The 23,898-nt window shown below is 72.7% G+C and carries 20 protein-coding genes; 9 read left to right on the top strand and 11 right to left on the bottom strand.

What is annotated here, in order from left to right; genetic code table 11:
• The first annotated feature begins 10 nt into the window (after positions 1–10).
• From ASF78_RS17115 to ASF78_RS17105, 3 genes are read left to right on the top strand one after another with little or no spacing between them, the layout of a single operon-like run.
• A complete protein-coding gene (locus ASF78_RS17115; protein ID WP_056592238.1) occupies positions 11–226 on the top strand; it encodes a hypothetical protein in 216 nt (71 codons plus the stop codon).
• Positions 223–633 (top strand): hypothetical protein, encoded by a 411-nt coding sequence (locus ASF78_RS17110; protein WP_056592235.1) that lies wholly within the window; start codon positions 223–225, stop codon positions 631–633. Before ASF78_RS17115 ends, ASF78_RS17110 begins: the two co-directional genes overlap by 4 nt.
• Positions 634–645: 12 nt before the next feature.
• A complete protein-coding gene (locus ASF78_RS17105) occupies positions 646–1,575 on the top strand; it encodes a hypothetical protein (protein WP_056592234.1) in 930 nt (309 codons plus the stop codon).
• A 121-nt stretch (positions 1,576–1,696) separates the two neighbouring features.
• On the opposite strand, the gene recD is transcribed toward ASF78_RS17105, so the two are convergent.
• From recD to ASF78_RS17075, 6 genes are all read right to left on the bottom strand, one after another.
• Positions 1,697–3,382 (bottom strand): exodeoxyribonuclease V subunit alpha, encoded by a 1,686-nt coding sequence (gene recD, locus ASF78_RS17100; protein WP_056592231.1) that lies wholly within the window; start codon positions 3,380–3,382, stop codon positions 1,697–1,699.
• Positions 3,379–6,660 (bottom strand): UvrD-helicase domain-containing protein, encoded by a 3,282-nt coding sequence (locus ASF78_RS17095; RefSeq protein ID WP_056592228.1) that lies wholly within the window; start codon positions 6,658–6,660, stop codon positions 3,379–3,381. Before ASF78_RS17095 ends, recD begins: the two co-directional genes overlap by 4 nt.
• Positions 6,657–9,983, bottom strand: coding sequence for an exodeoxyribonuclease V subunit gamma (recC, locus tag ASF78_RS17090; protein ID WP_056592225.1), 3,327 nt, complete (start codon positions 9,981–9,983; stop codon positions 6,657–6,659). The genes ASF78_RS17095 and recC overlap by 4 nt, the downstream gene beginning before the upstream one ends.
• 262 nt (positions 9,984–10,245) lie before the next feature.
• Complete coding sequence (locus ASF78_RS17085; RefSeq protein WP_056592223.1) at positions 10,246–10,695, bottom strand: hypothetical protein; 450 nt, start codon at positions 10,693–10,695, stop codon at positions 10,246–10,248.
• A gap of 109 nt (positions 10,696–10,804) precedes the next feature.
• Entirely contained in the window at positions 10,805–11,317 is a 513-nt protein-coding gene (locus ASF78_RS17080) for an AAA family ATPase (RefSeq protein WP_056592220.1), read from the bottom strand.
• Positions 11,318–11,359: 42 nt separating this feature from the next.
• Positions 11,360–11,584 (bottom strand): hypothetical protein, encoded by a 225-nt coding sequence (locus ASF78_RS17075; RefSeq protein WP_056592217.1) that lies wholly within the window; start codon positions 11,582–11,584, stop codon positions 11,360–11,362.
• Between the two features lie 90 nt (positions 11,585–11,674).
• On the opposite strand from ASF78_RS17075, the gene ASF78_RS17070 reads away from it, so the two are divergent.
• Positions 11,675–12,283 (top strand): ABATE domain-containing protein, encoded by a 609-nt coding sequence (locus ASF78_RS17070; protein ID WP_162243371.1) that lies wholly within the window; start codon positions 11,675–11,677, stop codon positions 12,281–12,283.
• Positions 12,284–12,287: 4 nt separating this feature from the next.
• Here ASF78_RS17070 and ASF78_RS17065 read toward each other — a convergent pair whose 3' ends face one another.
• From ASF78_RS17065 to ASF78_RS17055, 3 genes are read right to left on the bottom strand one after another with little or no spacing between them, the layout of a single operon-like run.
• Positions 12,288–13,478, bottom strand: a complete 1,191-nt coding sequence (locus ASF78_RS17065) for an acetyl-CoA C-acyltransferase (protein ID WP_056592212.1) — start codon at positions 13,476–13,478, stop codon at positions 12,288–12,290.
• A complete protein-coding gene (locus ASF78_RS17060) occupies positions 13,475–14,128 on the bottom strand; it encodes a CoA transferase subunit B (protein WP_056592208.1) in 654 nt (217 codons plus the stop codon). Before ASF78_RS17060 ends, ASF78_RS17065 begins: the two co-directional genes overlap by 4 nt.
• Positions 14,125–14,889, bottom strand: a complete 765-nt coding sequence (locus tag ASF78_RS17055; RefSeq protein ID WP_056592206.1) for a CoA transferase subunit A — start codon at positions 14,887–14,889, stop codon at positions 14,125–14,127. The genes ASF78_RS17060 and ASF78_RS17055 overlap by 4 nt, the downstream gene beginning before the upstream one ends.
• A 145-nt stretch (positions 14,890–15,034) precedes the next feature.
• On the opposite strand from ASF78_RS17055, the gene pdhA reads away from it, so the two are divergent.
• The 5 genes from pdhA (at position 15,035) to ASF78_RS17030 (ending at position 21,662) form a co-directional block, all read left to right on the top strand.
• Positions 15,035–16,156, top strand: coding sequence for a pyruvate dehydrogenase (acetyl-transferring) E1 component subunit alpha (gene pdhA, locus ASF78_RS17050; RefSeq protein WP_056592203.1), 1,122 nt, complete (start codon positions 15,035–15,037; stop codon positions 16,154–16,156).
• Complete coding sequence (locus tag ASF78_RS17045; RefSeq protein ID WP_056592200.1) at positions 16,156–17,175, top strand: alpha-ketoacid dehydrogenase subunit beta; 1,020 nt, start codon at positions 16,156–16,158, stop codon at positions 17,173–17,175. The genes pdhA and ASF78_RS17045 overlap by 1 nt, the downstream gene beginning before the upstream one ends.
• Positions 17,172–18,569, top strand: coding sequence for a dihydrolipoamide acetyltransferase family protein (locus ASF78_RS17040; protein WP_056592796.1), 1,398 nt, complete (start codon positions 17,172–17,174; stop codon positions 18,567–18,569). Before ASF78_RS17045 ends, ASF78_RS17040 begins: the two co-directional genes overlap by 4 nt.
• 187 nt (positions 18,570–18,756) lie before the next feature.
• Positions 18,757–20,241, top strand: a complete 1,485-nt coding sequence (locus tag ASF78_RS17035; protein WP_056592197.1) for an RICIN domain-containing protein — start codon at positions 18,757–18,759, stop codon at positions 20,239–20,241.
• Positions 20,238–21,662, top strand: a complete 1,425-nt coding sequence (locus tag ASF78_RS17030) for an RICIN domain-containing protein (protein WP_056592793.1) — start codon at positions 20,238–20,240, stop codon at positions 21,660–21,662. The genes ASF78_RS17035 and ASF78_RS17030 overlap by 4 nt, the downstream gene beginning before the upstream one ends.
• A 1-nt stretch (position 21,663) precedes the next feature.
• Here the strand turns inward: ASF78_RS17030 and ASF78_RS17025 are convergent, their stop codons facing one another.
• Together ASF78_RS17025 and sigJ are read right to left on the bottom strand one after the other, a co-directional pair.
• Positions 21,664–22,836 (bottom strand): NAD(P)/FAD-dependent oxidoreductase, encoded by a 1,173-nt coding sequence (locus ASF78_RS17025; RefSeq protein WP_056592194.1) that lies wholly within the window; start codon positions 22,834–22,836, stop codon positions 21,664–21,666.
• A gap of 84 nt (positions 22,837–22,920) precedes the next feature.
• Complete coding sequence (sigJ, locus tag ASF78_RS17020; RefSeq protein ID WP_235518663.1) at positions 22,921–23,886, bottom strand: RNA polymerase sigma factor SigJ; 966 nt, start codon at positions 23,884–23,886, stop codon at positions 22,921–22,923.
• Between the last annotated feature and the right edge of the window lie 12 nt (positions 23,887–23,898).

Genomic DNA, 23,898 nt, shown 5'->3' with positions numbered 1-23,898 from the left:
GGAGGACACGATGGTCTGGACTGACGACCTCACGTTCGGCACGTGCCGCTGCGGGGCGCGGCTCGAGACGCGGCGGATCCAGGTCGAGCAAGCGGGCGTGACAGACGCGGCGCAGGGTGCGTGCCCGGTCTGCGGCGTCCGTGTCTATCGACCGATGCAGCTGCTGCTGCTCGAGCGCGGCCTTCGGGACGAGGACTTCACACCGGGCGAGCTGGGGGACGCATGAGCGAACAGGTCTATTCCCACCTGCTCTACGACGTGGCCCGCACCGCGCGGCCCTATCTGCCGCAGGTCGTCGGGGATGCCGCCGACAGTTACGACGCCGCGATCGTCGGGCTGCTGGCTCGCGCGTCACAGGGCGAGGACGTCGTCGACGAGATGCTCGCCCTGATGGCCTCGGAGCCGCGCCTCCGGGACTGGGCAGCCAAGGTCGCAGGTGACGACGACCGCCGTCCGCCTGAGCTGCAGTCGACGATGGGAGGCGACCCGGTTCTCTCGCAGGGGGTCGGGCGGCCCGTCGCGGCCGGAAAGTTCGTGTGTCCGATCGATGGTGCGTTCGCGAAGTGGCGACGCACCGTGGCAGAGCGCGTTCCACCTTGCCCGGACCATGGAGTCCGGCTCGTACCGGAGTGAGGATCGGCTGCGATGCTCGACAAGTTCTTGGTGGCGCTGGGCGAGAAGACCGCGGAGCGGTGGATGGCTGTCTCGGTACCGGCGCTGGTGTTCTGGCTCGCTGGAGCGGCCGCCTGGCTCTGGCGTTACGGCCTCGGGGCGATCGACCCGGTGGTGGCGTGGCTCGGCGCGCAGACCGCCGTCGTTCAGGTTGGGTCTCTCGTCGTGGCCTTGTTGGTGGTTTCGGCGTCCGGTGTTGCGGTCGGCGCTCTCTCCGGGCCGCTCCTGCGGCTGCTCCAGGGTGACTCCTGGCCGGCGTGGCTGAAGTCCTGGGGTGCGGCGCGTCACGGGGAACGGTGCGCGGTTCTCATCGAGGAGTGGGATGCACTGTCCGACCCGGTGCTCGGCGGGACCGCAACCCCCCAGCAGGAGGTGCGGTTCGCGGAACTGGACCGGAAGCTGCGCCGCTATCCCGACAGCAGTGCGTTTCTCCCGACGCGCGTCGGAAACATACTTCGAGCTGCGGAGCATCGCGCCCAGCCGCGGTACGGGCTGGACACCAGCACGGTCTGGTCGCACCTGTGGCTGTTGCTACCCGAGCCGATCCAGAAGGGACTCGCGAGGGTTCGCACAGCGCTCGACGATGCCGTGGCGATGGCGATCTGGGGGGTTCTCTTCGTGGCGTTCACGCCGCTCGCATGGTGGGCCGCCGCGGTCGGGCTGAGCTGCGTGGTACTTGCGGTCACCTGGCTCGTCCCTCTGCGAGCGGAGGCCTTCGCCGACCTCGTGGAGGCCGCGTTCGACTTGTATCGCGCGGAGCTCTACACCCAGCTGCGCTGGCCGCTCCCGACGGACCCCGACGACGAACGCGTGCAAGGAGCACGACTGACCGAGTATGTGCTGCGTGGACTGACGGGGTCGGAGCCGACATTCACGAGCGGGACGACGGACGTGACGAACTAGGGCGGTCTCGCACATGAGATCGGCGTCCCCGCCGCACCGTGCCAGGCCGCGCTGAATGGTGAGTCCGTGCAGAAGCGCGAACCCTCTCGGGCCACAGACCGACCTCGTGCTGTAGTCGCTGTCATCGCGGCTCGCGCAGGCCGCTCGCCCGGCGGACCGGTCTCTCGACAGCGGCGCGGACGGCGTCCTGGGTGCCGATGACGCGGACGTGCTCGCGGGCGCGGGTGACCGCGGTGTAGAGGAGCTCGCGGGTGAGCAGCGGGGACGTGGCCGGTGGCAGCAGGAGCGTGACGCGGTCGAACTGGCTGCCCTGGCCGCGGTGGACCGTCATCGCGTGGACGGGCTGCACGGCGGGCAGCCGGTGGGGGCGGACGAGACGCGGGTCGTCGGGCTCGCCGAAGGCCACCACGACGCCGCCGAGTCCGTCCGAGATCACGACGCCGGTGTCACCGTTGTAGAGGCCGCTGGCGCGGTCGTTCTCCGTGACCAGCAGTGGTCGGCCGACGGGCCACGCGCCCGTGCCGGAGCCGATCCACGTCTCGGCGGTCGCGGCCCAGTGGGCCAGGCCGAACGGGCCCTCGCGGTGGGCGACCAGGAGCCGGTGCGCGCCCAGGGCGCGCAGCGCGGCGGGGGCGTCGCCCGCACGCGCCGTCTCGACGAGGGCGGCGCCGCTGGCCTCGACGTCCGCGCGCAGTCCGGCCAGGTCCTGCGGCGACAACCTGTCGGCCGCCGGCTCCACCAGCGCGCGGTGCTCGTCGCCGGAACGCAGCAGCGCGAGGGTGGTGTCGGCGTCGCCCTGCCGGATCGCCTCGGCGAGCGCGGCGAGGGCCGGGCCGTAGCGGTGCGCGCGGGTCAGGCGGACGACGCCGCGGGGGAGCGACGCGACGAGGTCGCCGAGCACCGCACCGGCCTCGACGCTGGCGAGCTGGTCCGGGTCGCCGACGAGCACCAGGCGGGCGGTCGGCCGGAGGGCCTCGACCAGTCGCGCCATGAGGGACAGCGACACCATCGAGGACTCGTCGACGATGACCACGTCGTGCGGGAGCCGGCGCAGGCGGTCGTGGCGGAATCGGGTGGTGGTGCCGGGACGCCAGCCGAGCAGGCGGTGGAGGGTCGTGGCCTGCACCGGGCCGACGCCGTCGAGCGTGGCGACCTCCGTGTTGACCGACTCCTGCAGGCGCGCGGCGGCCTTGCCCGTCGGCGCGGCGAGCGCGACCCGCAGCCCGGGTCCGGCGGCGGCCTGCAGGGTGGCGACCAGCCGGGCGACCGTCGTCGTCTTGCCGGTGCCGGGACCGCCCGTGAGGACGGTGAGGTACGACGTCGCGGCGGTCCGGAGCGCCTCGCGCTGGGCGTCGTCCGTGGCCGACGGGTACAGGCGGTCGATCGCCGACGACAGGGCGACCGGGTCGGCGGGGGCCGGTCGGGCGAGGCGCTCGTGCATCGCCGACCGGACCGTCTGCTCGTCGCGCCAGTAGCGGTCGAGGTAGACGCGGCCGTCGACCCACCGCAGCGGGCGGTCCGCCGGGCCGTCCGGGCCGTCGGCGACGAGCGGGCTGCGGCGGACGGCCGCGTGCCACTCGGTGGGTCCCTCCGCGACGTCGTCGAGGACCACGCACACCGACCCGCTGCGCAGCGCCTGAACCGCGAGCGCCGCGGCGAGCAGGACGCGCTCGTCGTCCTCGCCGCCGATCGCGCCGAGGCGTCGGGCGACGTGCACGTCGGCGGAGGTCAGGTCCGCCCGGTCCGCGAGCAGACCGGTGACGCGCCACGGGATGCTCGCGGCGTACGGGTCCTCGATGGTCGTCATGAGCCCGCCAGCAGGTCGGAGAGGGCGATGACGAGCGCAGCGGGCGGGCGCCACGAGACGACGCCGAACGGCACGCCGTCGACCGTCGGGGTGGTCGGGCCGGCCATCCCGCGCAGGAACAGGTACAGACCGCCGCCGAGGTGCTCGTCCGGGCTGTAGGACGGAAGACGCCAGCGCAGGTAGCGGTGCAGCGCCGCGGAGTACAGGAGGAGCTGCAGCGGGTAGTGGGCGTCCATCATCGCGGCGACCGTCGACGCCGGGCGGTAGTGCCAGAGCGTCAGGGGATCGTCGAACGGGCCGAGGCGGTTCGTCTTGTAGTCGACGACGAGGTAACGGTGGCTGCCCGGGACGTCCGCCGGCACGCGCAGGACGGCGTCGATCGAGCCGGTGAGGTAGCCGCGCAGGCGAACGGTGGAGAGGGTGTCGAGGCGATCGGCGTAGGGGGCGAAGGGGTCCTCGGCGGGCAGGTGCGTGCGCAGCAGGCCGGCGAGGTCGCGGACCGTCTTCGCACCTCGGTGGGGGCCGGTGTCGCCGCCGGCGAGCGGGAGCTCGAAGTCCAGCTCCGCGAGGCGGTCCCGCGGGCTGATCGCGGCGAGCGACAGGTTGCCGGCCAGGGGGCCGAGCGGGGTGTGGAGCGACGGGAGCAGCGCCGACGCGGTCGTCGCCGGGTCGGGGGTGAGCTCGGCGCAGCGGGCGGTCAGCTCGGCGGCCAGGTCCGGGGCGCTCGTGTCGACGAGCTCCAGGACGCGGTGGACGAACGTGCCGAACGCGGTGCCGGACGGCTGGTCGGCCATCGGGGAGGGGACGTCGCGGCCGAGGTCGCCGTCGTCGACGTCCGTCGCGACCGGGTCGGTCGCGCCGTCGGGCTCGTCCTGGACACCCGGGAGCTCCGGCTCGCTGCCGACACGCCCACCGTCGTGCGCGGCCGCCGTCAGCGCGGAGTAGGAGGTCCGTCGCCACGTCACGTCCGGCCGTCGGTCGAGGGTCGCCGCCCGCAGGTCCGTCGCCGGTGGTGCGGGTGGTGCCCAGTGGCCGACGGTGGACGCCGAGGTGACGATCTCGACCTCCAGGGCGTCGTTCGCGAGCGTCCGCAGTGCCGTGGTCGTCGCCGCGTCGGTGACCGACTTCACCAGCTCGGCCGGATTCCCGTCGGCGTCCCGAGCGCTGAGCAGGAGCCTCGTCAGGGCGCCGCGGACGGAGTTCGCCGACGGCGCCCACCAGGCGACGACCTGGCTGGTGGCGCGCGTCAGGGCGACGTACGCCAGGCGCAGACCTTCGCCGTCGTCGGCGGCGGCACCGGCGGCGCGCGCCTCGTCGTACCCCGGGCTGCCCTTGCCGCCGACGTGCAGCAGCCGGACGTCGTCCCGGTCGTACCCGATGGTCGCGGGGCTGGGCGGCGAGTACTTGTCCCAGAGGAACGGCACGAGCACGACGGGGAACTGCAGGCCCTTGCTCGCGTGCACGGTGATGACCTGCACGGCCGCGGTGTCGGTCTCCAGCCGCCGGCTGCGCTCCTCGGCGTAGTCCTGCCCGGCCTCGTCGACACGCGCACGCAGCCACTCCAGCAGAGCGGCGGCGCCGAGCCCGTCGTCCGTCGCGGCCGCGTGCAGCGCCTCGCCGACGTGCCGGACGTCGGTCAGGCGACGTTCGCCGTCCGGCAGGCGCACCAGCCGTTCGCGCAGGCCGTGCGCGGCGGTGGCTTCGAGCAGGGACGCGACGCCGTGGTCGTCGAGCACGCGCGACCAGGTGCGCAGCAGGTCGGCGAGCTGGTCGCGGCGCTCGTCGGACGCCTCCGCGAGCTCGTTCGTGCTCCAGCCGACGAACGGCGTGAGGGCCGCGGCCGACACGAACCCGCCGACGCCCGGCCGGGCGAGCGCCGAGAGCAGGACCAGCCAGTCGCGGGCGGACGGCGTCGCGAACACGCTGGACAGCATCGAGATCACGGCCGGCACACCGGCGGACGCCAGGGCACGCTGCACCGCGACGGCGTCCCGGTTGACGCGCGTGAGCACCGCGATGTCGCCCGGCTCGACCGACCGCCAGCCCCCGTCGTCGTCGGCAAGCTGCTCGTCCGCGAGGGTGCGCAGGACCTGCGCGGCGACGTCGGCGTACACGAGCTCGCGGACCTTGCCGACGGGCGGGTTCGCCGCACCGTCGGCCGCACCGAGCGCCGTACGCGTGATCTGCCGGATGCGCACCGCCGGTCCGCCGCGCAGGCGTCGGCCCGTGCGTGCGGGTTCGATCGGGTGGACGACGATGCGGGGGTCGCCGAGCGCGGTGCCGGCCAGGATCGGGGCGAGCCCGTCGAGGACGGCCGGGTCGGCGCGCCAGTTGCGGTGCAGCGTCTGCGTGGTCGCGACCGCGCGGGCACGCAGGTACGTCGCGACGTCGGCGCCGCGGAACCGGTAGACGGCCTGCTTCGGGTCCCCGATGAGCACCAGGGTGCGGTGCCCGTGGAACGCGGTCCGCAGGATGTCCCACTGGACCGGGTCGGTGTCCTGGAACTCGTCGACCATCACGATGCGGTACCGGGAGCGCACGCGTTCCGCGGCGGCGGCCCCCGTCTCCGGGTCGGTCAGCGCGTCCCGCAGCAGCACCAGCAGGTCGTCGTAGTCGAGCACCCGCAGCGCGCGCTTGCGGCGCAGCAGCTCGCGGCGGGCAGCCGTGGCGAGACCGTACGAGTCGCGCGCCCTCCCCGACGCGTCGGCGGGTTCCAGCGTCGCGGCGGCGTCGCTGACCGCCTCGTGCGCGATGGTGCGGGCGTCCTGGACGGACAGGGTCGGGGAGCCCGTGAACGCGTACTTGCGCAGGTAGAGGTCGTCGACCACCTCCGCCTCCAACGACGCGATGTCCGGGACCAGCCGCGCATCGGGCTCGACGTCACCGAGCGTGCCCAACGACGTGAGCATCTGCTGGCAGAAGCCATGCGTGGTGGTGATCGTCGCGGCGTCGAACTCCGCGAGCGCGACCGCGAGGCGCTGCGCCCGGACCGTGCGATCCGTGCGGGCCAACAGGGTGATGACCGGGTCCGACGAGGCCGTGCCGTCCCGGAGCGCGCGCTCGACCTCGACCAGGCGCTCGCGGACCCGTTCGCGCAGCTCGGACGTGGCCAGCCGGCCGAACGTCACGAGCATCAGCTCGGGCAGGCGGGCGACGCCCTCCGCGACGTACCGGGCGGTCAGCGACGCGATCGTCGTCGTCTTGCCCGTGCCGGCGCTCGCCTCGAGCACGACCGTGCCCTGCGGTAGCGGGCCGCAGACGTCGAACGGCTCGGTCATCCGACCTCCTCGTGCTCGACGAGGTCCGACCACAGGGCCATCGCCAGGGCGCCGAAGCGCGTGGACTCGGAGCCGGTGGCCCGCTCCAGCAGGAGACGGTCGAACGTGACCGGGTCGCCGAACGCGAGCAGGTGGTAGTCGTCCACGGCCTCGAACCCACCACGCCCCGCGGCCGCGTCGTCGGCGGTCCCGAGCTCGGTGCGTGCACTGGTCAGCGCGTCGGCCTCGTCGCCACCGCCGGTGCGGGGGTGCGCGTACGCCAGGCTCGTCGCCAGCGGCAGGGGCAGCGGACCGCACATCGCCTCGTCGTGGAGGGCGACCAGCCGCTGCAGGACCGCTCGGGGGTCGTCCGGCGCGGTGAGGCGCGCGACGCGCGACGAGCGGACCTGTCCCCGACCGATCGTCACGGCCTCGACGGTGCGCTCCGGGAAGGCGGAGGCGAGGGCGAGCAGCTGGACCCAGGCGCGCAGGCGGTGCTTCGCGCCGAGCCGGGAGAACACCGTGCGGACCAGGACGCCGCCGCGCACCCCGTTGACGGTGCCGGTGAGCACGCGACCGTCGTCCAGCGGGATGGTGACGTCGATGCTGGTCGCGGGCTCGGCGAGGTACCGCGCCGACGCGGCCAGCAGCGGCTCGACCTGCGCGCGGATCTGCTGGAGCGTGGCGCCGCCGAGGGTGGCCGGGGGCATGTGCCCGCGGCGGCGCTCCGCTGCGGCGGCGTCGTCGAGGGGGATGCCGTCCAGCGCGGCCTGGAGCAGCCGGTCGCCGACCGCCCAGCGGTCGAGGCCGTCCAGCGCGAGGGGGAGCCGGTCGTCGAGCTGCGGCTCGTCGCCGGGCAGCGTCGCGCCGAGCCGCTTGCGGAAGAACTCGCGGACGGGGTGCTCCAGGGTGGACGCCAGGTCCTCGAGGTCGAGGTGGTCGGCGTCGGGTGGTGCCAGCGGTTCCGGAGCCCCGGGCGGCTCGTCGCGGCGTCTCGTGAGCGCCGCGGCGAGGTCGAGCACGTCGAAGCTGAACGGCTCGCTGCGGCCGAGCAGCCCCGGGCCGAAGTTGCGCTCGTCGACCGTCTGGAGCGGGTGGTGGACGACACGGTCCCGTGCCGTTGCTCCCTGCGGCCAGGTCACGGTGTTGTCGAGGGCGTCGAGCAGCTCCCCGACCGGGACCGCGGGCGGTCGCGTCGCACCGGTACGCTCGTCGGCCCCCGAGTACACGACCACGAGGTGCTGCTGCGCGCTCGTCACCGCGTCGAGGAACAGCTGACGGTCCTCCTGGCGGGCGTCGCGCTCACCGACGAGCGGGTCGCGCGCCAGGATGTCGTCCCCGTCGCGGCCGGACCCACGCGGGAACGCGCCGTCGTCCATCCCCAGCAGCGCGACCACCCGGTGCGGTACGGCACGCATCGGCGCGAGCGAGCACACGGTGAGCGCGCCGGTGCGGAAGTTCGCCCGCGTCGGCCGGCCCGCCAGGTGCGGTTCGAGCAGCGCGACGACGTCCGCGAGGCGCAGCACCGTGCTCGACGCGGTCCGCACGGCGTCGATCGCCCGGGCCGCCTCGGCCTGCTGCCAGCGGTCGGCGGGTGCGACGTCCGTGAGCAGGTGGACGGCGCGGTCCAGCGCCGTGAACCAGTCGGCTGCCGGTCGCGCACCGTCGAGCTCGCCGAGCGTCACGGTGAGCCGGTCGACGAACTCCGCGAGGCGCCCGACCAGGTCCACGTCGCTCGACCCGACGTCGTCGACGGGCAGGACCGTGCCGACGAAACGCTGGTCCTCCTCGGCCATCGCCACCCCGAGCAGGAGCCGGTCCAGCGCGGTCGCCCACGTGCCCTGCGGCAGGGCGCCCATCTGGTAGCGCTCGCGTCGCGACACGTCCTCGCCCCACCGGACCCCCGACTCCAGCGCCCATGCCCGCACCCGGTCGAGCTCCTCGTCGTCGAAGCCGAACCGTCGCCGGACGGGCGCCTGCCCGGCGAGGTCGACGACGGCCGACGCCCCGACGCGCGACTCGGCGAGCTCCAGCAGGGTCGCGACGACGGCGAGCACCGGGTTGGCGCTCCGCGGCGCACGGTCGGCGATCCGGACCCGCAGCGTGCGGCCGGGATGCTCCGGAGCTCCCTCGTCGATGCCCGCGGCGGGGCCGAACACGGCCTCGACGAGCGGGGCGAACGCCTCGACGTCCGGGCACATGACGATGATGTCGCGCGGTTCCAGGGTGTCGTCGTCCGCGAGCAGGCCGACGACCACCTCCCGGAGCACCTCGACCTGGCGGGAGCGGCCGTGGCAGGCGTGGACCTGGACGGAACGGTCTGCCGCGGCTGCCTGGTAAGTCGGTCCGTCGGTGCGATCGTCCGCGATGCGGGTCTGGAGAGCGCCGAGTGCGGTGTCCGGACGCGGTGGTGTGGGGAGGGCCTCGGTGTCGGGGTCGAGGTGCAGGACCCGTGCCGCGAGCTCGGTCGCGTCGTTCGCCATCGACGCGAGCAGCGGGTGCGTCGCGGGTGCGGGCGCAGTTGACCTGCGCGTGGAACCGCTGGACGTCAACCGGCTCCACAGCGCGAGCGACGGCTGCGGCAGCCACAGGTGGACCTCGCGGTGCCCCGCCAGGGCGTCGAGCACGCGCAGGTGGCCGTCGGGGAGCGCCGTGGCGCCGAAGACCGAGAGCCGAGCGGGCAGGTCGATGCTCGACGGGTCCGCCCGCAGCCGCGCCACCGCGTCGTCGAGCCGCTCCGCCGGGGACGCCTCGTCGACCGCCTCCCGGACCGCACGCCACAGCCGCGGCTGCCACGCCAGGTCGTGGGGGAGCGGCGCACCGAGCCCGTCCTCGTCACGACCCTCCGCCCAGGCGCGCACCATCTGCGGGCGCTGGACGTCGTAGGTGCCGAACAGGCGGGCCACCCGCTGCGCCAGCCGGAACCGGCGGCCGCGGCGCACCTCGTCCTGGTCGTCGCCGAGGAAGCGGCTCACGGTGCGGAGCCAGTCCGCGCCGTGCTGGGCGTCGACGGCCGCGAGGACGTGCCACGCGAGCCGCTCGGGGCTCCATGGATCCTCGTCGGCGGACGTCGCCGAGGCCTCGCTCACCAGCCGCTGGGGCGACGGGAACAGCACGTTCGCGCAGATGCCGTCCGCGTCCGCACCGGTGCCCAGCCGGTGCGAGAGCCGCTGGGCGACCCAGCGCTCGACGCCGCGCGTCGGGACGGCGACGACGTCCGGCGTGAACGGGTCGGAAGGGGTCGTCGCCAGGACGTCCGCCAGCGCGGCGACCAGGACGTCGGTGCGCTCCGCGACGTGGACGCGCAGACCGGAGGCTGTCCTCGTCGACGCGTCAGGGCTCACGCTGGGCACTGTAGTCACGGGGCGCTGGTCGTCGTCCCGGGCATGCACAGGGCCGGCTCAGCGTTCACGCGCCGAAGCGACGAAGGCTCGCGGCGAGAGCGGTCCACGGGCTGTCCGACGATCCCCGGCCGAGGGTTAGCGCCGTTCTCACTCATGCGCGAGATCGATCGAGGACTCCGGCGCTCGCTCGACCTCTGACCTGAGGTTCCGACGGCAAGCTGCCGGTTCGAGGCGCGCGTCTCCGTTCTGATGCACCCGTGGGTCAGACCGGCGGGTTTGTGCGCCGCTCTTCGACCACGACGTCTCGGTCGCGCACGGTGCGGTCGGCGGTGGGGACGTTCGTCGTCTGCTCGCTGACCACGTCAGGGTCGATGCGGTCCGCGGTGCTGAGGCGGTCGTCCAGGTCGGACCGTGCGCTGCTGGCCTCGGTGCTGCGTGCCTGAGCTTCGGCCTGGAGCGCCGCAGCATCGGCTGCTCGGGCGTCGGCCTCGGCCTGGGCCAGGCGTGCCTGCGCGTCCAGGCGGGCGGCCTCGGCCTCGCGGCGCTGGACCTCGACCTGGTCGGCGGCGGCCTTCTCGCGGATCTCCTGCGCGCGTGCGCGTTCGGCGTCTGCACGGCGTGAGCCGCTGCGCCGGCTCATGGCGACGGCGGCGACGATCACCAGGACGACCACGACGACGGCGACGATGATCCAGACGGTCTGCGTGTCCATGACACTCCTCCTCGGGACTCGACCCCCGCGTTCGATTGGACTGCTGTCCGGGAAGGGTCGCAACCGGGGAGTGCCGGCCGAGGTAGGCCGGAATGGCTCCGCGTGCAGGTCAGAGGCGTGCAGACCAGTCGACGCGGCAGTGGCGCAGGATCTCGTCAACCACCCGCTCGACGGGTGCGGTCGCGTCGATGGTGACGGCGTCCGTCGGGACGGTGTCCTTGGTCGCGTGCCAGCGCACGATGCGCGAACGCTCGGTCGGCACGCCGCCGCCCCACTCGGAGTCCGGCCGGGCGTCGAGGCGCCGGTGCAGCGTGTCGAGGTCGACCTCCAGGACGAAGACGCCGTCGAACAGGTCGATGAACGTCGGGAAGTTCCGGGAGCCGCCGCAGAAGAAGGTGGCCGGTTCCTGCTGGTCGGCGACCAGCGCGCGGACCTGGGAGACGTTCCAGAGGTGGTTCTCGTGGCTGCCGTCGGTCGTCGGTTCCCCGGTCATCGGATCGCCCTGGTAGGCCAGTTGCCGGTCGCCGTGGACGACGTGGTGGCCGCGGCGGTGCAGCTCTTCGGCGACGGTCGTCTTGCCGGTGCCGGACAGGCCTTCGATCAGGTAGTTCTTCCGACCCATCTGCGGGACGTCCCCTCGTCAGTCACGTGTGTGACTGCGGGTCTAGCACGTCCCGGGTCCGACCTGAACCTGAAAATCCTGGGCGGACCGCTCGGGGTCCAGCCGCTCCGCCGTCCGACGGAGGACGGCGGCGACGTGCGGGCGAACGGCGGTGGTGCGGCGCGGACGTCGCAACGCCTGGTCCGGGAGCGTCGGCGCACCCGGCATCGCCGAGTGCTGCAGGTTCCAGGTGGCCCTCGCTCCGATGAACGCCAGTCCCTCGATCATCGTGACCTCCGCTACCAGTGAAACGGGTTATACAGGTAGCGTACGTCTGCGCTACCATCAAAACAAGGTATGGAGGAAGCGGAGGGCATCGTGCAGGAGCAACCCGAGCTCGTCGGTGGCGCGCTCTGCCTCGACGTCGCGAACTCCGTCGACGGTCGCGTGCTCGAGACCCCGCTGGACTACCTGACGACGTACGTCGACCTCGTCGACTGGGCGACGCGCGCCGGTGCGCTGTCGCACGCGGAGGCCGAGGCGCTGCGGGTCCGGGCGGACGCCGATCCCACCGCGGCGAGGGACGAGCTGGCCCGCGCCCGAGCGCTCCGGGAGTCCGTGTTCGCCCTGTTCCACGGGCACGCCACGGAGGGCTCGGCGGATGCCGAGCACCTCGCCCGCGTCCAGGAGGCGTACACCGAAGCCCTCCGGCACGGCAGGCTCGAGCCGGCCGCAGGGACCATGCGCTGGACGTGGGAACCCGACCTCGCGCTCCCGCGCTGGCTGGTCGCGCAGTCGGCGGTCGAGCTGGCGACGAGCGGCTCGCTCGGACGCGTCAAGGCGTGCGCGTCGCAGGACGGTTGCCAGTACCTCTTCGTCGACACCTCGAAGAACGGCAGCCGACGGTGGTGCAGCATGACGGACTGCGGCAACCAGGCGAAGTCGAAGCGGCTCACCGCGCGCCGCCGCGCGGATCGCACCCGGTGACGAGTCAGTCGCGGAAGAGGAGGAGCGCCTCGCCCTGACCTCCGCCGCCGCAGAGCGCGACCGCGGCACGGCCGTGCCCGAGGCGTGCGAGCTCCATCGCGGCGTGACCAGCGAGCCGCGCCCCTGATGCCCCGATCGGGTGCCCGAGGGCGATGGCACCGCCGTGGATGTTCGTCCGGTCGAGCGGGTAGTCGAGGTCGGCGAGCGACTGGACGACGACGGACCCGAAGGCCTCGTTGATCTCCAGGAGGTCGACGGTCGACAGGTCCCACCCGGCGCGGGCGAGCGCCGCCGTGATGGCCGCGGACGGTTGGGAGTGCAGGGAGTTGTCCGGGCCCGCCACCTGCCCGGACGCGCCGACGGCGGCGAGCCAGGTCCAGCCGTGGGCCTCGGCGACCTCGCGGGCGGCGACGACGACGGCGGCCGCTCCGTCGGTGAGCGGGGACGCGTTGCCCGCGGTGATCGTGCCGTCGGCGGAGAACGCCGGGCGCAGCGCCGCCAGGGACTCCAGCGACGTGTCGGGTCGGAGGCCCTCGTCGGTCTCGACCAGCACCGACGCGCCGCGTCGCTGCGGCACCTCCACCGGCGCGATCTCGGCGGCGAACACCCCGGACGACGCAGCCTCCGACGCGCGGCGGTGGCTCTCCACGGCCACGAGGTCCTGAGCGTCCCGCGCGATCGAGAGGGCCTTGTTTCCGCGCTCGGTCGACGAGCCCATGGACTCGCGGTCGAACGCGTCGGTCAGCCCGTCGAACGCCAACGAGTCGACGGCCTGGATGTCCCCGTAGGTCCAGCCGCGCCGCGAGTCGGGGAGCAGGTGCGGGGCCTGGCTCATGGACTCCTGACCGCCCGCGACCACGACGGAGGCCTCGCCGAGCCGGATCGTGCGGGCGGCGTCGATGATCGCGGTCAGCCCGCTGAGGCAGACCTTGTTGAGCGTCATCGCGGGCACGGTCCACGGGATCCCCGCGGCGACCGCTGCCTGGCGGGCGGGGTTCTGGCCCGCACCGGCCTGGACGACTTGGCCCATGAGGACCTGGTCGACGGACGACGGGTCGACCCCCGCTCGGGCCAGCGCGCCACGGATCGCGACGGCGCCCAAGGACGCGGCCGACAGCGACGACAGCCCGCCGTTGAGACGCGCCATCGGTGTCCGTGCGAACGACAGGATGACAACCTCGCGCCCGGCACTCATGAGACCACCACCTTCTCGTCCACCAGCAGAGGTACCAGGGGAGTGGCCGCCACCACCTCGTCGACGGTGACCCCGGGCGCGCACTCCCGCAGCACGAGCCCGTCCGACGTCACGTCCAGCACCGCCAGGTCCGTGATGATGCGGTCGACCACGCCGACCCCGGTCAACGGCAGCGTGCACGCGGGGAGGATCTTCGCGGACCCGTCGCGCGCGACGTGCTCCATCAGCACGACGATCCGCCGCGCCCCGTGGACGAGGTCCATCGCGCCGCCCATGCCCTTGACCATCTTCCCGGGGATCATCCAGTTGGCGATGTCGCCCGACGACGAGACCTGCATCGCCCCGAGGATCGCGACGTCGACCTTGCCGCCGCGGATCATGGAGAAGCTGACCGCGGAGTCGAAGTAGGACGCACCGGGAGCGATCGTGATCGTCTCCTTGCCGGCGTTGATGAGATCGGGATCCACGGCCGAGTCCGACGGGTACGGACCCACGCCGAGCACGCCGTTCTCCGACTGCAGGACCACCTCGACGCCGGGCGGGACGAACCCGGGCACGAGCGTCGGCAGCCCGATCCCGAGGTTCACGTACGACCCGTCGGTCAGCTCCAGGGCGGCGCGCGCCGCCATTCGCTCGCGCGTGAGGCTCATGAGACCGTCCTCCGTTCGATGCGCTTGTCGGCGGCTTCGGCGGGTGAAAGTGCGACGACGCGGTCCACGACGATCCCCGGCAGGTGGATTCCGTCGGGGTCCAGCGAGCCCACCGGGACGAGCTCCTCGACCTCCGCGATCGTCACCGCACCGGCCGCCGCGCACAGGGGGTTGAAGTTCCGTGCCGATGCGTGGAACACGAGGTTCCCGTGCCGGTCGCCGCGCGCCGCACGGACCAGCGCGTAGTCGGCGGTGATGGCTTCCTCCCGGACGAACTCGTGCGCCTCGCCCCGCACGGTGAACGTCTCGACGGGCTTCGGGGGCGACGAGACCAGGACCGAACCGTCGGCCGAGTAGCGCCACGGCAGCCCGCCGGAGGCCACCAGGGTCCCTACCCCTGTCCGCGTGTAGAAGGCGGCGATCCCGCTCCCACCTGCACGGAGACGCTCGGCGAGGGTCCCCTGCGGGGTCAGCTCCACCTCGAGCTCCCCGGCCAGGTACTGCCGCGCGAACTCCTTGTTCTCGCCCACGTACGACGCGACGATGCGCCGGATGCGACCCGCCTGCAGGAGCAGCCCGAGCCCCCAGTCGTCCACGCCGCAGTTGTTGCTCACAACCTCCAGGTCCTGGACGCCGGAGTCGAGCAGAGCGTGGATCAGCACGCTCGGGATACCGCACAAGCCGAACCCACCGACCGCGAGGGTCGCCCCGTCGGGGATGTCGGCTACCGCCTCGACGGCGGACTGGACGACCTTGTCCATTACTGCCTCCTGTCGACGACGACATTGTGTGCAGCCGTGTCGGCACTCGCGCTAGTCCAACATGTGGACCTACTCTGACAGGACATCAGGCAATGGGGCCTAGCTTCACGAGAGCGACGGTTCCGCCACCACAACGGAGCGAAACATGTTGCGTGCAGATGTGTCACCCGGCCGTGCCCTGCCCACCCATCAGCAGGCGGAAGCGCTGCAGCTGGTGACCCCCGACGGCGTCCGTCGCGACGATCCTGTGTACGACCCGGTGATCGCCGACGTCGACGACGAGAAGCTTCTCGCCCTGTACGAGGACATGGTCGTCGTGCGCCGCTTCGACACCGAGGCCGTCGCGCTCCAGCGGCAGGGACAGCTCGGGCTGTGGCCGCCGCTGCTGGGTCAGGAGGCCGCGCAGATCGGCTCCGCCCGCGCGCTGCGCAGCGACGACTTCGTGTTCAGCAGCTACCGCGAGAACGGTGTCGCGTACTGCCGCGGCGCTCAACCGGCCGACCTCATGCGGGTGTGGCGGGGGACCGCCCTGGCGGGCTGGGACCCGCGGGCGATCGGCATGGCGACCCCGCAGGTGATGATCGGGTCGCAGACGCTGCACGCCACCGGGTACGCGCTCGGCTGCGTCAAGGACGGCGTCGACTCCGTGGCGGTCGCGTACTTCGGCGACGGTGCCACGAGCAAGGGCGACGTGCACGAGGCGATGGTCTTCGCGGCGACGTTCGCCGCGCCGGTGATCTTCTTCTGCCAGAACAACCAGTGGGCGATCTCCGAGCCGGTCGGCCTGCAGGCGCAGCGGCCGATCGCGGACCGCGCGGCCGGCTACGGCATCCCCGGCATCCGGGTCGACGGCAACGACGTCCTCGCGGTCCTGGCCGCGATGCGGGTGGCCCTAGACCGGGCTCGGGGAGGCGAGGGCCCGACGTTCATCGAGGCCGTGACCTACCGGATGGGCCCGCACACGACGTCCGACGACCCCACCCGCTACGTCGACCCGTCGGACAAGGTCGAGTGGGCGGCGAAGGACCCGATCGCCCGGATCGAGCGCCTGCTGACCGCCCGGGGCGCGCTGACCGACGAGCGTGCAGCGGCGATCAAGGCGAAGGCCGACACGTTCGCCACGCAGATGCGAGAGGGCTGCTACGGCCTGCCCACCCCCGAGCCGCTGAGCGTCTTCGAGGACGTGTTCGTCGAGCCGACACCCGAGCTCGAACGGCAGCGCAGCCAGTACGCGGCCTACCTCGCGATGTTCGACGAGGAGGCGTGATGGCCACGATCCGTACGACCCAGACCCTGGCCGCCGCGCTGAACAGCGGCTTGCGGCATGCGCTCGACGACGACCCCACCGTGGTGCTGCTCGGCGAGGACATCGGCACGCTCGGCGGGGTGTTCCGGGTGACCGACGGGCTCCAGCGCGACTTCGGCCCCGACCGGGTCATGGACACCCCGTTGGCCGAGGCCGGGATCATGGGTGTCGCCGTCGGCCTCGCCTACCGCGGCTACCGGCCCGTCGTGGAGATCCAGTTCGACGGGTTCGTGTACCCGGCGGTCGACCAGCTCGTCACGCAGGTCGCGCGGATCCACTACCGGACCGGCGGCGCCGTCCGCATGCCGATCACCGTGCGGATCCCGTACGGCGGCGGCATCGGGGCGGTCGAGCACCACTCCGAGTCGCCCGAGGCCTACTTCGCACACACGCCCGGCCTGCGCGTGGTCACGTGCGCGAGCCCGCAGGACGCCCACACGATGATCCGGCAGGCCATCGCGTGCGACGACCCCGTCGTGTTCTTCGAGCCGAAGCGGCGCTACTGGGTCAAGGGCGAGGTCGACGAGTCGATGCACGACGTGCCGCTGCTCGACCGCGCTCGCGTGGTCGTCGAGGGCACCGACGTCACCCTCGCCACGTACGGACCGCTCGTCATCACGGCGCGCGACGCCGCGCTCGCCGCGCAGGACGAGGGGCTCTCGGTCGAGGTCGTCGACCTGCGGTCCCTGTCACCCGTCGACCTCGACACGCTCGAGGTGTCCGTCCGCAAGACCGGCCGGCTCGTCGTCTCGCACGAGGCGCAGGGCAGCGGCGGTCTCGGCGCGGAGATCGTCGCGAGCATCACCGACCGCTGCTTCGACGTCCTCAAGGCGGCACCCGCGCGCGTGACCGGCTTCGACACCCCGTACCCGGCAGCGAAGGTCGAGGAGCACTTCCTGCCGAACCTCGACCGGATGCTCGACGCCGTCGACCGCGTGATGGGCAGACAGCACTCCCTGACCGGATGGAGGGCGTCATGACGACGATCAAGACCGTGACGCTGCCGGACCTCGGCGAGGGGCTGACCGAGTCCGACCTCGTGGAATGGGTCGTGGCGGTGGGCGACACCGTCGAGCTCAACCAGGTCGTCGCGGAGGTCGAGACCGCGAAGGCCCTGGTCCAGCTGCCGTCGCCGTACGCCGGTGTGGTCGCCGAGCTGCTCGTCGAGCCGGGCGTGACGGTGCCCGTCGGGACGGCGCTCCTGACGATCTCGGTGGAGGAACCGGTGACGGCCGCTGCCGAGCCGGAGCCGGCTCCGGCGACGGACGACACGCCTGTGTCGACGGAACCGGCCGCACCCGAGCGGACCTCCGTGCTCGTCGGGTACGGGCCGCTGGTCGAGGGGTCGTCGCGACCGCGGCGCAGGTCTAAGTCGGCGGACTGGGCCGCGGCGCACGCCGTCGCCGACGACGTCGGGCTCGCCCTGGCGGGTGGTCGGATCGGGCCGAGGGTGCTTCCGCCGGTCCGCAAGCTCGCGCACGACCTGGGCGTCGACCTGAACAAGATGGTCGGCTCCGGCAAGGACGGGATGATCACGCGCGACGACGTCCTGCGGGCGGTGTCGGGGGTCGAGGTCTCGCCGGCGGCACGCCGTCCCGACGCGCTGTCCGCCGCGCACCGGCCAGGGCTCGCGCGGCCGCTCAAGGAAGCGCCGACCCCGCCGGAGGCAGCGACACGGGAGGTGCGGACCCCCGTCGCGGGCGTCCGCAAGCAGACCGCCGCCGCGATGGTGGCCAGCGCGTTCACGGCTCCGCACGCGTCGACGTCGCTGACGGTCGACGTCACGCCGACGCTGGAGCTGGTGGAGGCGTTCCGGGCCGACCGCGCCCTGGAGGGTCACCGCATCTCGATCCTCACGCTCGTCGCCAAGGCGGTGACGATCGCCGTCGGTCGCAACCCGTCGCTCAACGCGCACTGGGACGAGGCCGTGGGGGAGATCGTCCAGTACGGGTACGTGAACCTGGGCATCGCCGCGGCGACACCGCGCGGGCTGCTGGTGCCGAACATCAAGGACGCCGACCGGCTGCGCCTGCCTGAGCTGGCCGACGCGATCGGTCACCTCACCCGGGAGGCGCGGGCGGGCACGACGACACCCGCGGACCTGGGGGGCGGCACGATCACGATCACGAACATCGGGGTCTTCGGCGTCGACACCGGCACACCGATCCTGGTGCCCGGGCAGGCGGCGATCGTGGCGACCGGAGCGATCCGGCGGCAGCCCTGGGAGTTCCGGGACCAGGTCGCGCTGCGCAGCGTCATGACCCTGAGCGTGTCGTTCGACCACCGCCTGGTCGACGGGGCCGAGGCCGCTCGGTTCCTCGCGGACGTCGGACGGATCCTGGCGCACCCGGGCACCGTGCTCGCCCTGGTCTAGCGGCTGTCGCGGCCTCTGATCGATCGTGATCGAACGCGTAGTGATTCGTTTCACCGTGTCGACGAACCCTTGACCGAGTCTCGGGCAGGTGTGACCGTAGCCGACGTCCTGACATGTCCGTGACATGCAGGAAGGCAGCCTCACCAGACCCCGGACACGTGCAACGTCGCACAGACAGGTCGACACCATGAGCCGCTCCAGCGCGCCCGCACGGCGCACCCTCCGTCGCCGCGTGGTCAGCGCACTGAGCGTCCTGACGCTGCTGCCGTTCGTCGCCCTGGCCGCCCCGGCGCCCGCGTCCGCCGCCACGTCACAGTTCCGCGGCATGAACTGGGCGGTGACCGGTGACAACTTCAGCACCGGACCCCTCGTCATCGACGGGCTGAGCAGCTCCGACAGCTACGCGACGGTGCAGGCCACGGCGAACGCGGTGTTCGACGACATGCAGTCGACGCTCGGCATCAACACCGTGCGCCTGCCGATCAACACCCACACCGTCGGGACCGCGTGGTGGAGCAGCTACCGCGGGGTGATCGACGCGGCGACCGCCCGGGGCTGGAAGGTCATCCTCGCGTACTGGGAGGACGGCGCCGCGTCCGGCGGTCGGGTCACGAACCTGACGGCCTTCCACGCGATGTGGTCGACCGTGGTCTCCCAGTACGGCTCGAACGGCCAGGTCTACCTCGAGCCGATGAACGAGCCGCACGGCTACTCGTCGGCCGAGTGGCGCAACGTCGCGGCCGACTGGCTCSCCCGCCACTCCTCCGTGCCCGCGGGCCGGGTGCTCATCGGCGGGACCGGGTACAGCCAGGACCTGCGGGACCTCTGCACCGACAGCCGGTTCGCCTCCACGCTGCTCTCGTTCCACCACTACGCGTTCTTCTACGGCTCGAACACCTACGACGGCTGGCGCAGCCACATGACGACCCGCCTCGGCAGCTGTGCGTCGCGCGCCGTCGTGACGGAGTTCGGCGCCCCGATGGACGGCGGGCTCAACTACGGGGACGCCGGCAGCACCGACAACTTCGTCCGCCACATCCGCGCCGTCACCCAGGTCATGCGGGACAACAGCCTGGGCGGCACGTACTGGCCGGCTCTCGGCGGCAAGCCCGGGACCATCGGCTACGACTGGTACTCGATGTACGCCAAGTCCGGGAGCGGCGCCAACGCCGACCTGACCGTCCGCAGCGCCTCCGGTGCGAACCGCCTGCGCTGGGCGTGGGGCGACTCGGTCGACCCGGACGCAGGCAACGGGGCCGGCGGCTCGGCCGTGCGGATCGTCAACAGGGCCTCGGCCAAGTGCGTCGACGTGGTGAGCGGCTCGACCGCGAACGGCGCCGAGATCATCCAGTACACGTGCGGCGGCGCGGCCAACCAGCTGTGGCGGCTCACGGACCGCGGCAACGGGTACGTGAACGTGGTCGCGTCGCACTCGGGCAAGTGCCTGGACGTGAGCAACGCGTCCGTCGCCGACGGTGCGGCCGTCATCCAGTACACGTGCGGGAGCGGCACCAACCAGCAGTGGCAGGTCCGCTCGGTCGGCAGCTCCTACCAGCTCGTCGCGCGGCACTCGGGCAAGTGCCTCGACCTGCCCGGCTTCTCGACGGCGAACGGCACGCGTCTCAAGCAGTACACGTGCAACAGCGGCACCAACCAGCTGTGGTCGTCATGAGGGCCACCCGGGCGCTCGCCGCTCTGCTCGCCGCCGTGCTGTCCGTGGCGCTGGTCGCCACGGCCGCGGTCGCGGCGACGTTCACGATCACCAACGGCACGCAGTTCCGTGACACCGGTGGTGCTCCGGTGCACGCCCACGGCGGTGGCGTCCTCAAGGTCGGGTCGTACTACTACTGGTTCGGGGAGAACCGGAACGCCGACAACAGCTTCCGGTACGTGTCCGTGTACCGCTCGACCGACCTGGCCACGTGGGAGTTCCGCAACCACGTCCTCACGGAGGCGTCCGCGTCCGAGCTGGACTCCGCCAACATCGAGCGGCCGAAGGTCATCTACAACGAGTCGACCGGCCGCTTCGTCATGTGGATGCACAAGGAGCAGGCGGGGAACTACTCGGAGGCCCGTGTCGCGGTCGCGTCCTCCGCCACCGTCGACGGGAGCTACACGTACCACGGCAGCTTCCGGCCGCTCGGCCACATGTCGCGCGACCTCACCCTGTTCAACGACAACGGCACCGCGTACCTGATCTCCGCGGCCCGGGAGAACTACGACCTGCACATCTACCGGCTGACGCCGGACTACCTGGGGATCAGCAGCCTCGTCGGCAACCCGTGGCCGGGCCAGCACCGCGAGGCGCCCGCGGTGTTCAAGCGCGGCAGCGTGTACTTCCTGCTCACGTCCGGCGCCACCGGGTGGAGCCCCAACCAGGCGAAGTACGCCACGGCCACGAGTCTCGCCGGCCCGTGGTCGGGCTTCAGCAACGTCGGGGACGGCACGACCTTCGGGTCGCAGCCGACCTACGTCCTGCCCGTCCAGGGGACCAGCACCACCAGCTACCTGTACCTCGGTGACCGGTGGGCGGGTGCGTGGGGTGGCGCCGTCCAGGACTCGCAGTACGTCTGGCTCCCGATCGGGTTCCCGTCGAGCACCTCCATGTCGCTCGCCTTCACCCCGCAGATCACCGTCGACACGGCCACCGGCGTCGTCGCGGGCGTCGCGAGCACGCACTACCGGTTGACCAACCGCAACAGCGGGAAGGTGGCGGACGTCGCCAGCAGCTCCGGGGCGGACAGCGCGAACGTCCTGCAGTGGCGGTGGACCGGCGGCCTCAACCAGCAGTGGCGCTTCGAGGACGCCGGCGGCGGCTACTACCGGATCGTCAACCGCAACAGCGCGAAGTGCCTCGACGTCGTCGGCGGCTCGACGGCGGACCGCGCCGACGTCGTGCAGTACACCTGCAACGGGGGAGCCAACCAGCAGTGGCTGTGGCAGTCCGAGAGCGGCGGCTACTCCTCCCTGCGGGCGCGGCACAGCGGCAAGTGCCTCGAGGTCCTCTCCCGCTCGACGGCGGACGGCGGCGACATCGTGCAGTTCACGTGCAACGGCGGCACCAACCAGCACTGGACCCGCACGACGACCTGACCTAGACAGGGTCGGCCACGAGCGCCGCTGCGGACGTGGCGCGTCGTCGGCGCACCGGGTAGGGGACGGGGTGGGCGACGACCCATGCCGCGCCCACGCAGACGAGCTCCTTGTAGCGGGCCATCAGCCGACCGCCGGGGGCGAAGGACCGGGCGCGGTCGTCGGGCGTCACGAACTGGATGAGGGCGTCGCGCCGGCCCAGGCTGATGCACTGGTGCACGTAGGTCAGTGGTGTGCGCGGGAGCCGGCCGCCGGTGAGCCGGGCGACGATCGAGTCGGCGGCCTGCCACGACATCGGGACGCCCGACGCGCACGACATCCGCATCGGCGTGCCCACCGTGGTGTGCGCGAACGCCGCGTCCCCGACGGCGTAGACGTCGGGGTGGGACACCGAGCGCATGGTCTCGTCCACCACGATCTGCCCGCGGTCGGTGACCTCGAGCGTCGACGCGGCCGCGATCGGGTGGACGGCGAAGCCCGCGGCCCAGACGGTCACGTCGGCCGGGAGGATGATGCCGTCGCCGGTCGTCACCGATCCGGCGTCGACGCGCGTCACGGCGGAGTGCTCGTGGACGGTGACGCCGAGGCGGTCGAACGTGCCGCGCAGGTGACGCCGGCCGGACGGCGAGAGCCAGTCGCCGAACGTCCCGTGGACCGCGATGGCCACGTCGAGGTGCTCGAACGACTCGGCGATCTCGCTGGCGGCCTCGATGCCGGTCAGGCCGCCGCCGACGACCACGACGCGTCCGCCCGGCGCGAGCGCGCGCAACCGGGTGCGCAGCCGCAGCGCACCGGGTCGGCTGGCGACCTCCTGCGCATGCTCGAAGACGCCCGGCACGCCGTGGTCGTCGCGCGCGCTGCCCAGGGCGTAGACGAGCGTGTCGTAGCCGAGGTCCGACGCGTCGTCGAGCGTGACCACCTTGTGGTCGACGTCGACCGACGTGACGCGGGCGACCCGCAGGGTCACTCCCGAGCCTGCCAGGAGGTCACGCAGCGGGCGGTCGCGGAGGTGCTGGCCGGTCGCGAGCTGGTGCATCCGTACGCGTTCGACGAAGTCCGGCTCGGCGTTGACCAGGGTGATCTCGACGTCGTCGCCGTGCAGGCGGCGGGCCAGCCGGCCGGCGGCGGTGGTCCCGGCGTAGCCGGCTCCGAGGATGACGATGCGGTGCACCATATCGCTCAGCTCCTTGGTGGGGGATGGGTGCCCCCTGAACTGAGTGGGGACCCGATCCCTGACACGTCCGGGGTGTGACGTGGCTCACCAGCCGGTGATCAGCGGCTCTCCGTGGTCCGTCGTCGCCCACAGCCGCGTCGCGCGCTCGAGCTTGTCGGGGTTGGCCTGGCTCAGGACCGCGGCGATCCCGTCGTCCGTCAGCTCCAGCGTCATGATGCCGACCACCCGGTCGCCGACCGCGACCACCACGGCCGGGCTGCCGTTGGCGGTCCACGCGTAGACGTCCGGACGGCCGCCGATGATCCTGCGCTTGGCGTCGCTGGGCCGCAGCAGTCCCCGCAGCTGCTTGGCGACGGACTGAGCGCCCACGATCACGTCGAGCCGTGCCGGGACCGTGCCGCCGCCGTCGCCCGCGCCCATCGCGTCGGCGGTCAGCAACCGCACGAGCAGGTCGGTCTGCCCGCTGGTGGCGGCGGCCAGGAACTCCTCGACGACCTTGCGGGCGTCCGCGCGGTCGACCTCGGTCCGCACGCCCGGCGTGCCGAGGTGCTCCTTGGCGCGGTGGAAGACCTGCTGGCTGCTGGACTCGGTGATGTCGAGCAGGTCCGCGATCTCCGCGTGCGGGTAGGAGAACGCCTCGCGCAGCACGTAGACGGCGCGCTCGGTCGGGGTGAGGCGCTCCATGAGCACGAGCACCGCGCTCGACACCGACTCGCGCTGCTCGACCGTGTCCGCCGGGCCCAGCATCGGGTCACCGGCGAGCAGGGGCTCCGGGAGCCACTGCCCGACGTAGACCTCGCGACGGGCACGCGCGGACCGGAGCTGCGTCAGGCAGAGGTTGGTCAGCACCCGCGTCAGCCACGCGGCCGGCACGCGGACCTGCTCGCGGTCGGCTGCCTGCCACCGCAGGAACGTCTCCTGGACGAGGTCCTCCGCCTCCGCGGCGGACCCGAGCAGGCGGTAGGCGATGGCCCCGAGCCGGGGCCGGAGGCCTTCGAACACGTCGACCTCGTCCGGCGGGATCTCGTCGTCCACACTCCGCACGCTCACGCGCCGACCCTA

Source organism: Cellulomonas sp. Leaf334, from assembly GCF_001424195.1.
Taxonomy (GTDB): Bacteria; Actinomycetota; Actinomycetes; order Actinomycetales; family Cellulomonadaceae; genus Cellulomonas.
This window is presented reverse-complemented; position numbering and strand designations above follow the sequence as displayed.

Bases quoted from the DNA above. Each gene is read 5' to 3' on its own strand.
- ASF78_RS17115 (WP_056592238.1), top strand. From the start codon at position 11: ATGGTCTGGACTGACGACCTCACGTTCGGCACGTGCCGCTGCGGGGCG.
- ASF78_RS17110 (WP_056592235.1), top strand. From the start codon at position 223: ATGAGCGAACAGGTCTATTCCCACCTGCTCTACGACGTGGCCCGCACC.
- ASF78_RS17105 (WP_056592234.1), top strand. From the start codon at position 646: ATGCTCGACAAGTTCTTGGTGGCGCTGGGCGAGAAGACCGCGGAGCGG.
- recD (WP_056592231.1), bottom strand. From the start codon at position 3,382: ATGACGACCATCGAGGACCCGTACGCCGCGAGCATCCCGTGGCGCGTC.
- ASF78_RS17095 (WP_056592228.1), bottom strand. From the start codon at position 6,660: ATGACCGAGCCGTTCGACGTCTGCGGCCCGCTACCGCAGGGCACGGTC.
- ASF78_RS17085 (WP_056592223.1), bottom strand. From the start codon at position 10,695: ATGGACACGCAGACCGTCTGGATCATCGTCGCCGTCGTCGTGGTCGTC.
- ASF78_RS17080 (WP_056592220.1), bottom strand. From the start codon at position 11,317: ATGGGTCGGAAGAACTACCTGATCGAAGGCCTGTCCGGCACCGGCAAG.
- ASF78_RS17075 (WP_056592217.1), bottom strand. From the start codon at position 11,584: ATGATCGAGGGACTGGCGTTCATCGGAGCGAGGGCCACCTGGAACCTG.
- ASF78_RS17065 (WP_056592212.1), bottom strand. From the start codon at position 13,478: ATGAGTGCCGGGCGCGAGGTTGTCATCCTGTCGTTCGCACGGACACCG.
- ASF78_RS17060 (WP_056592208.1), bottom strand. From the start codon at position 14,128: ATGAGCCTCACGCGCGAGCGAATGGCGGCGCGCGCCGCCCTGGAGCTG.
- ASF78_RS17055 (WP_056592206.1), bottom strand. From the start codon at position 14,889: ATGGACAAGGTCGTCCAGTCCGCCGTCGAGGCGGTAGCCGACATCCCC.
- pdhA (WP_056592203.1), top strand. From the start codon at position 15,035: ATGTTGCGTGCAGATGTGTCACCCGGCCGTGCCCTGCCCACCCATCAG.
- ASF78_RS17045 (WP_056592200.1), top strand. From the start codon at position 16,156: ATGGCCACGATCCGTACGACCCAGACCCTGGCCGCCGCGCTGAACAGC.
- ASF78_RS17040 (WP_056592796.1), top strand. From the start codon at position 17,172: ATGACGACGATCAAGACCGTGACGCTGCCGGACCTCGGCGAGGGGCTG.
- ASF78_RS17030 (WP_056592793.1), top strand. From the start codon at position 20,238: ATGAGGGCCACCCGGGCGCTCGCCGCTCTGCTCGCCGCCGTGCTGTCC.
- ASF78_RS17025 (WP_056592194.1), bottom strand. From the start codon at position 22,836: ATGGTGCACCGCATCGTCATCCTCGGAGCCGGCTACGCCGGGACCACC.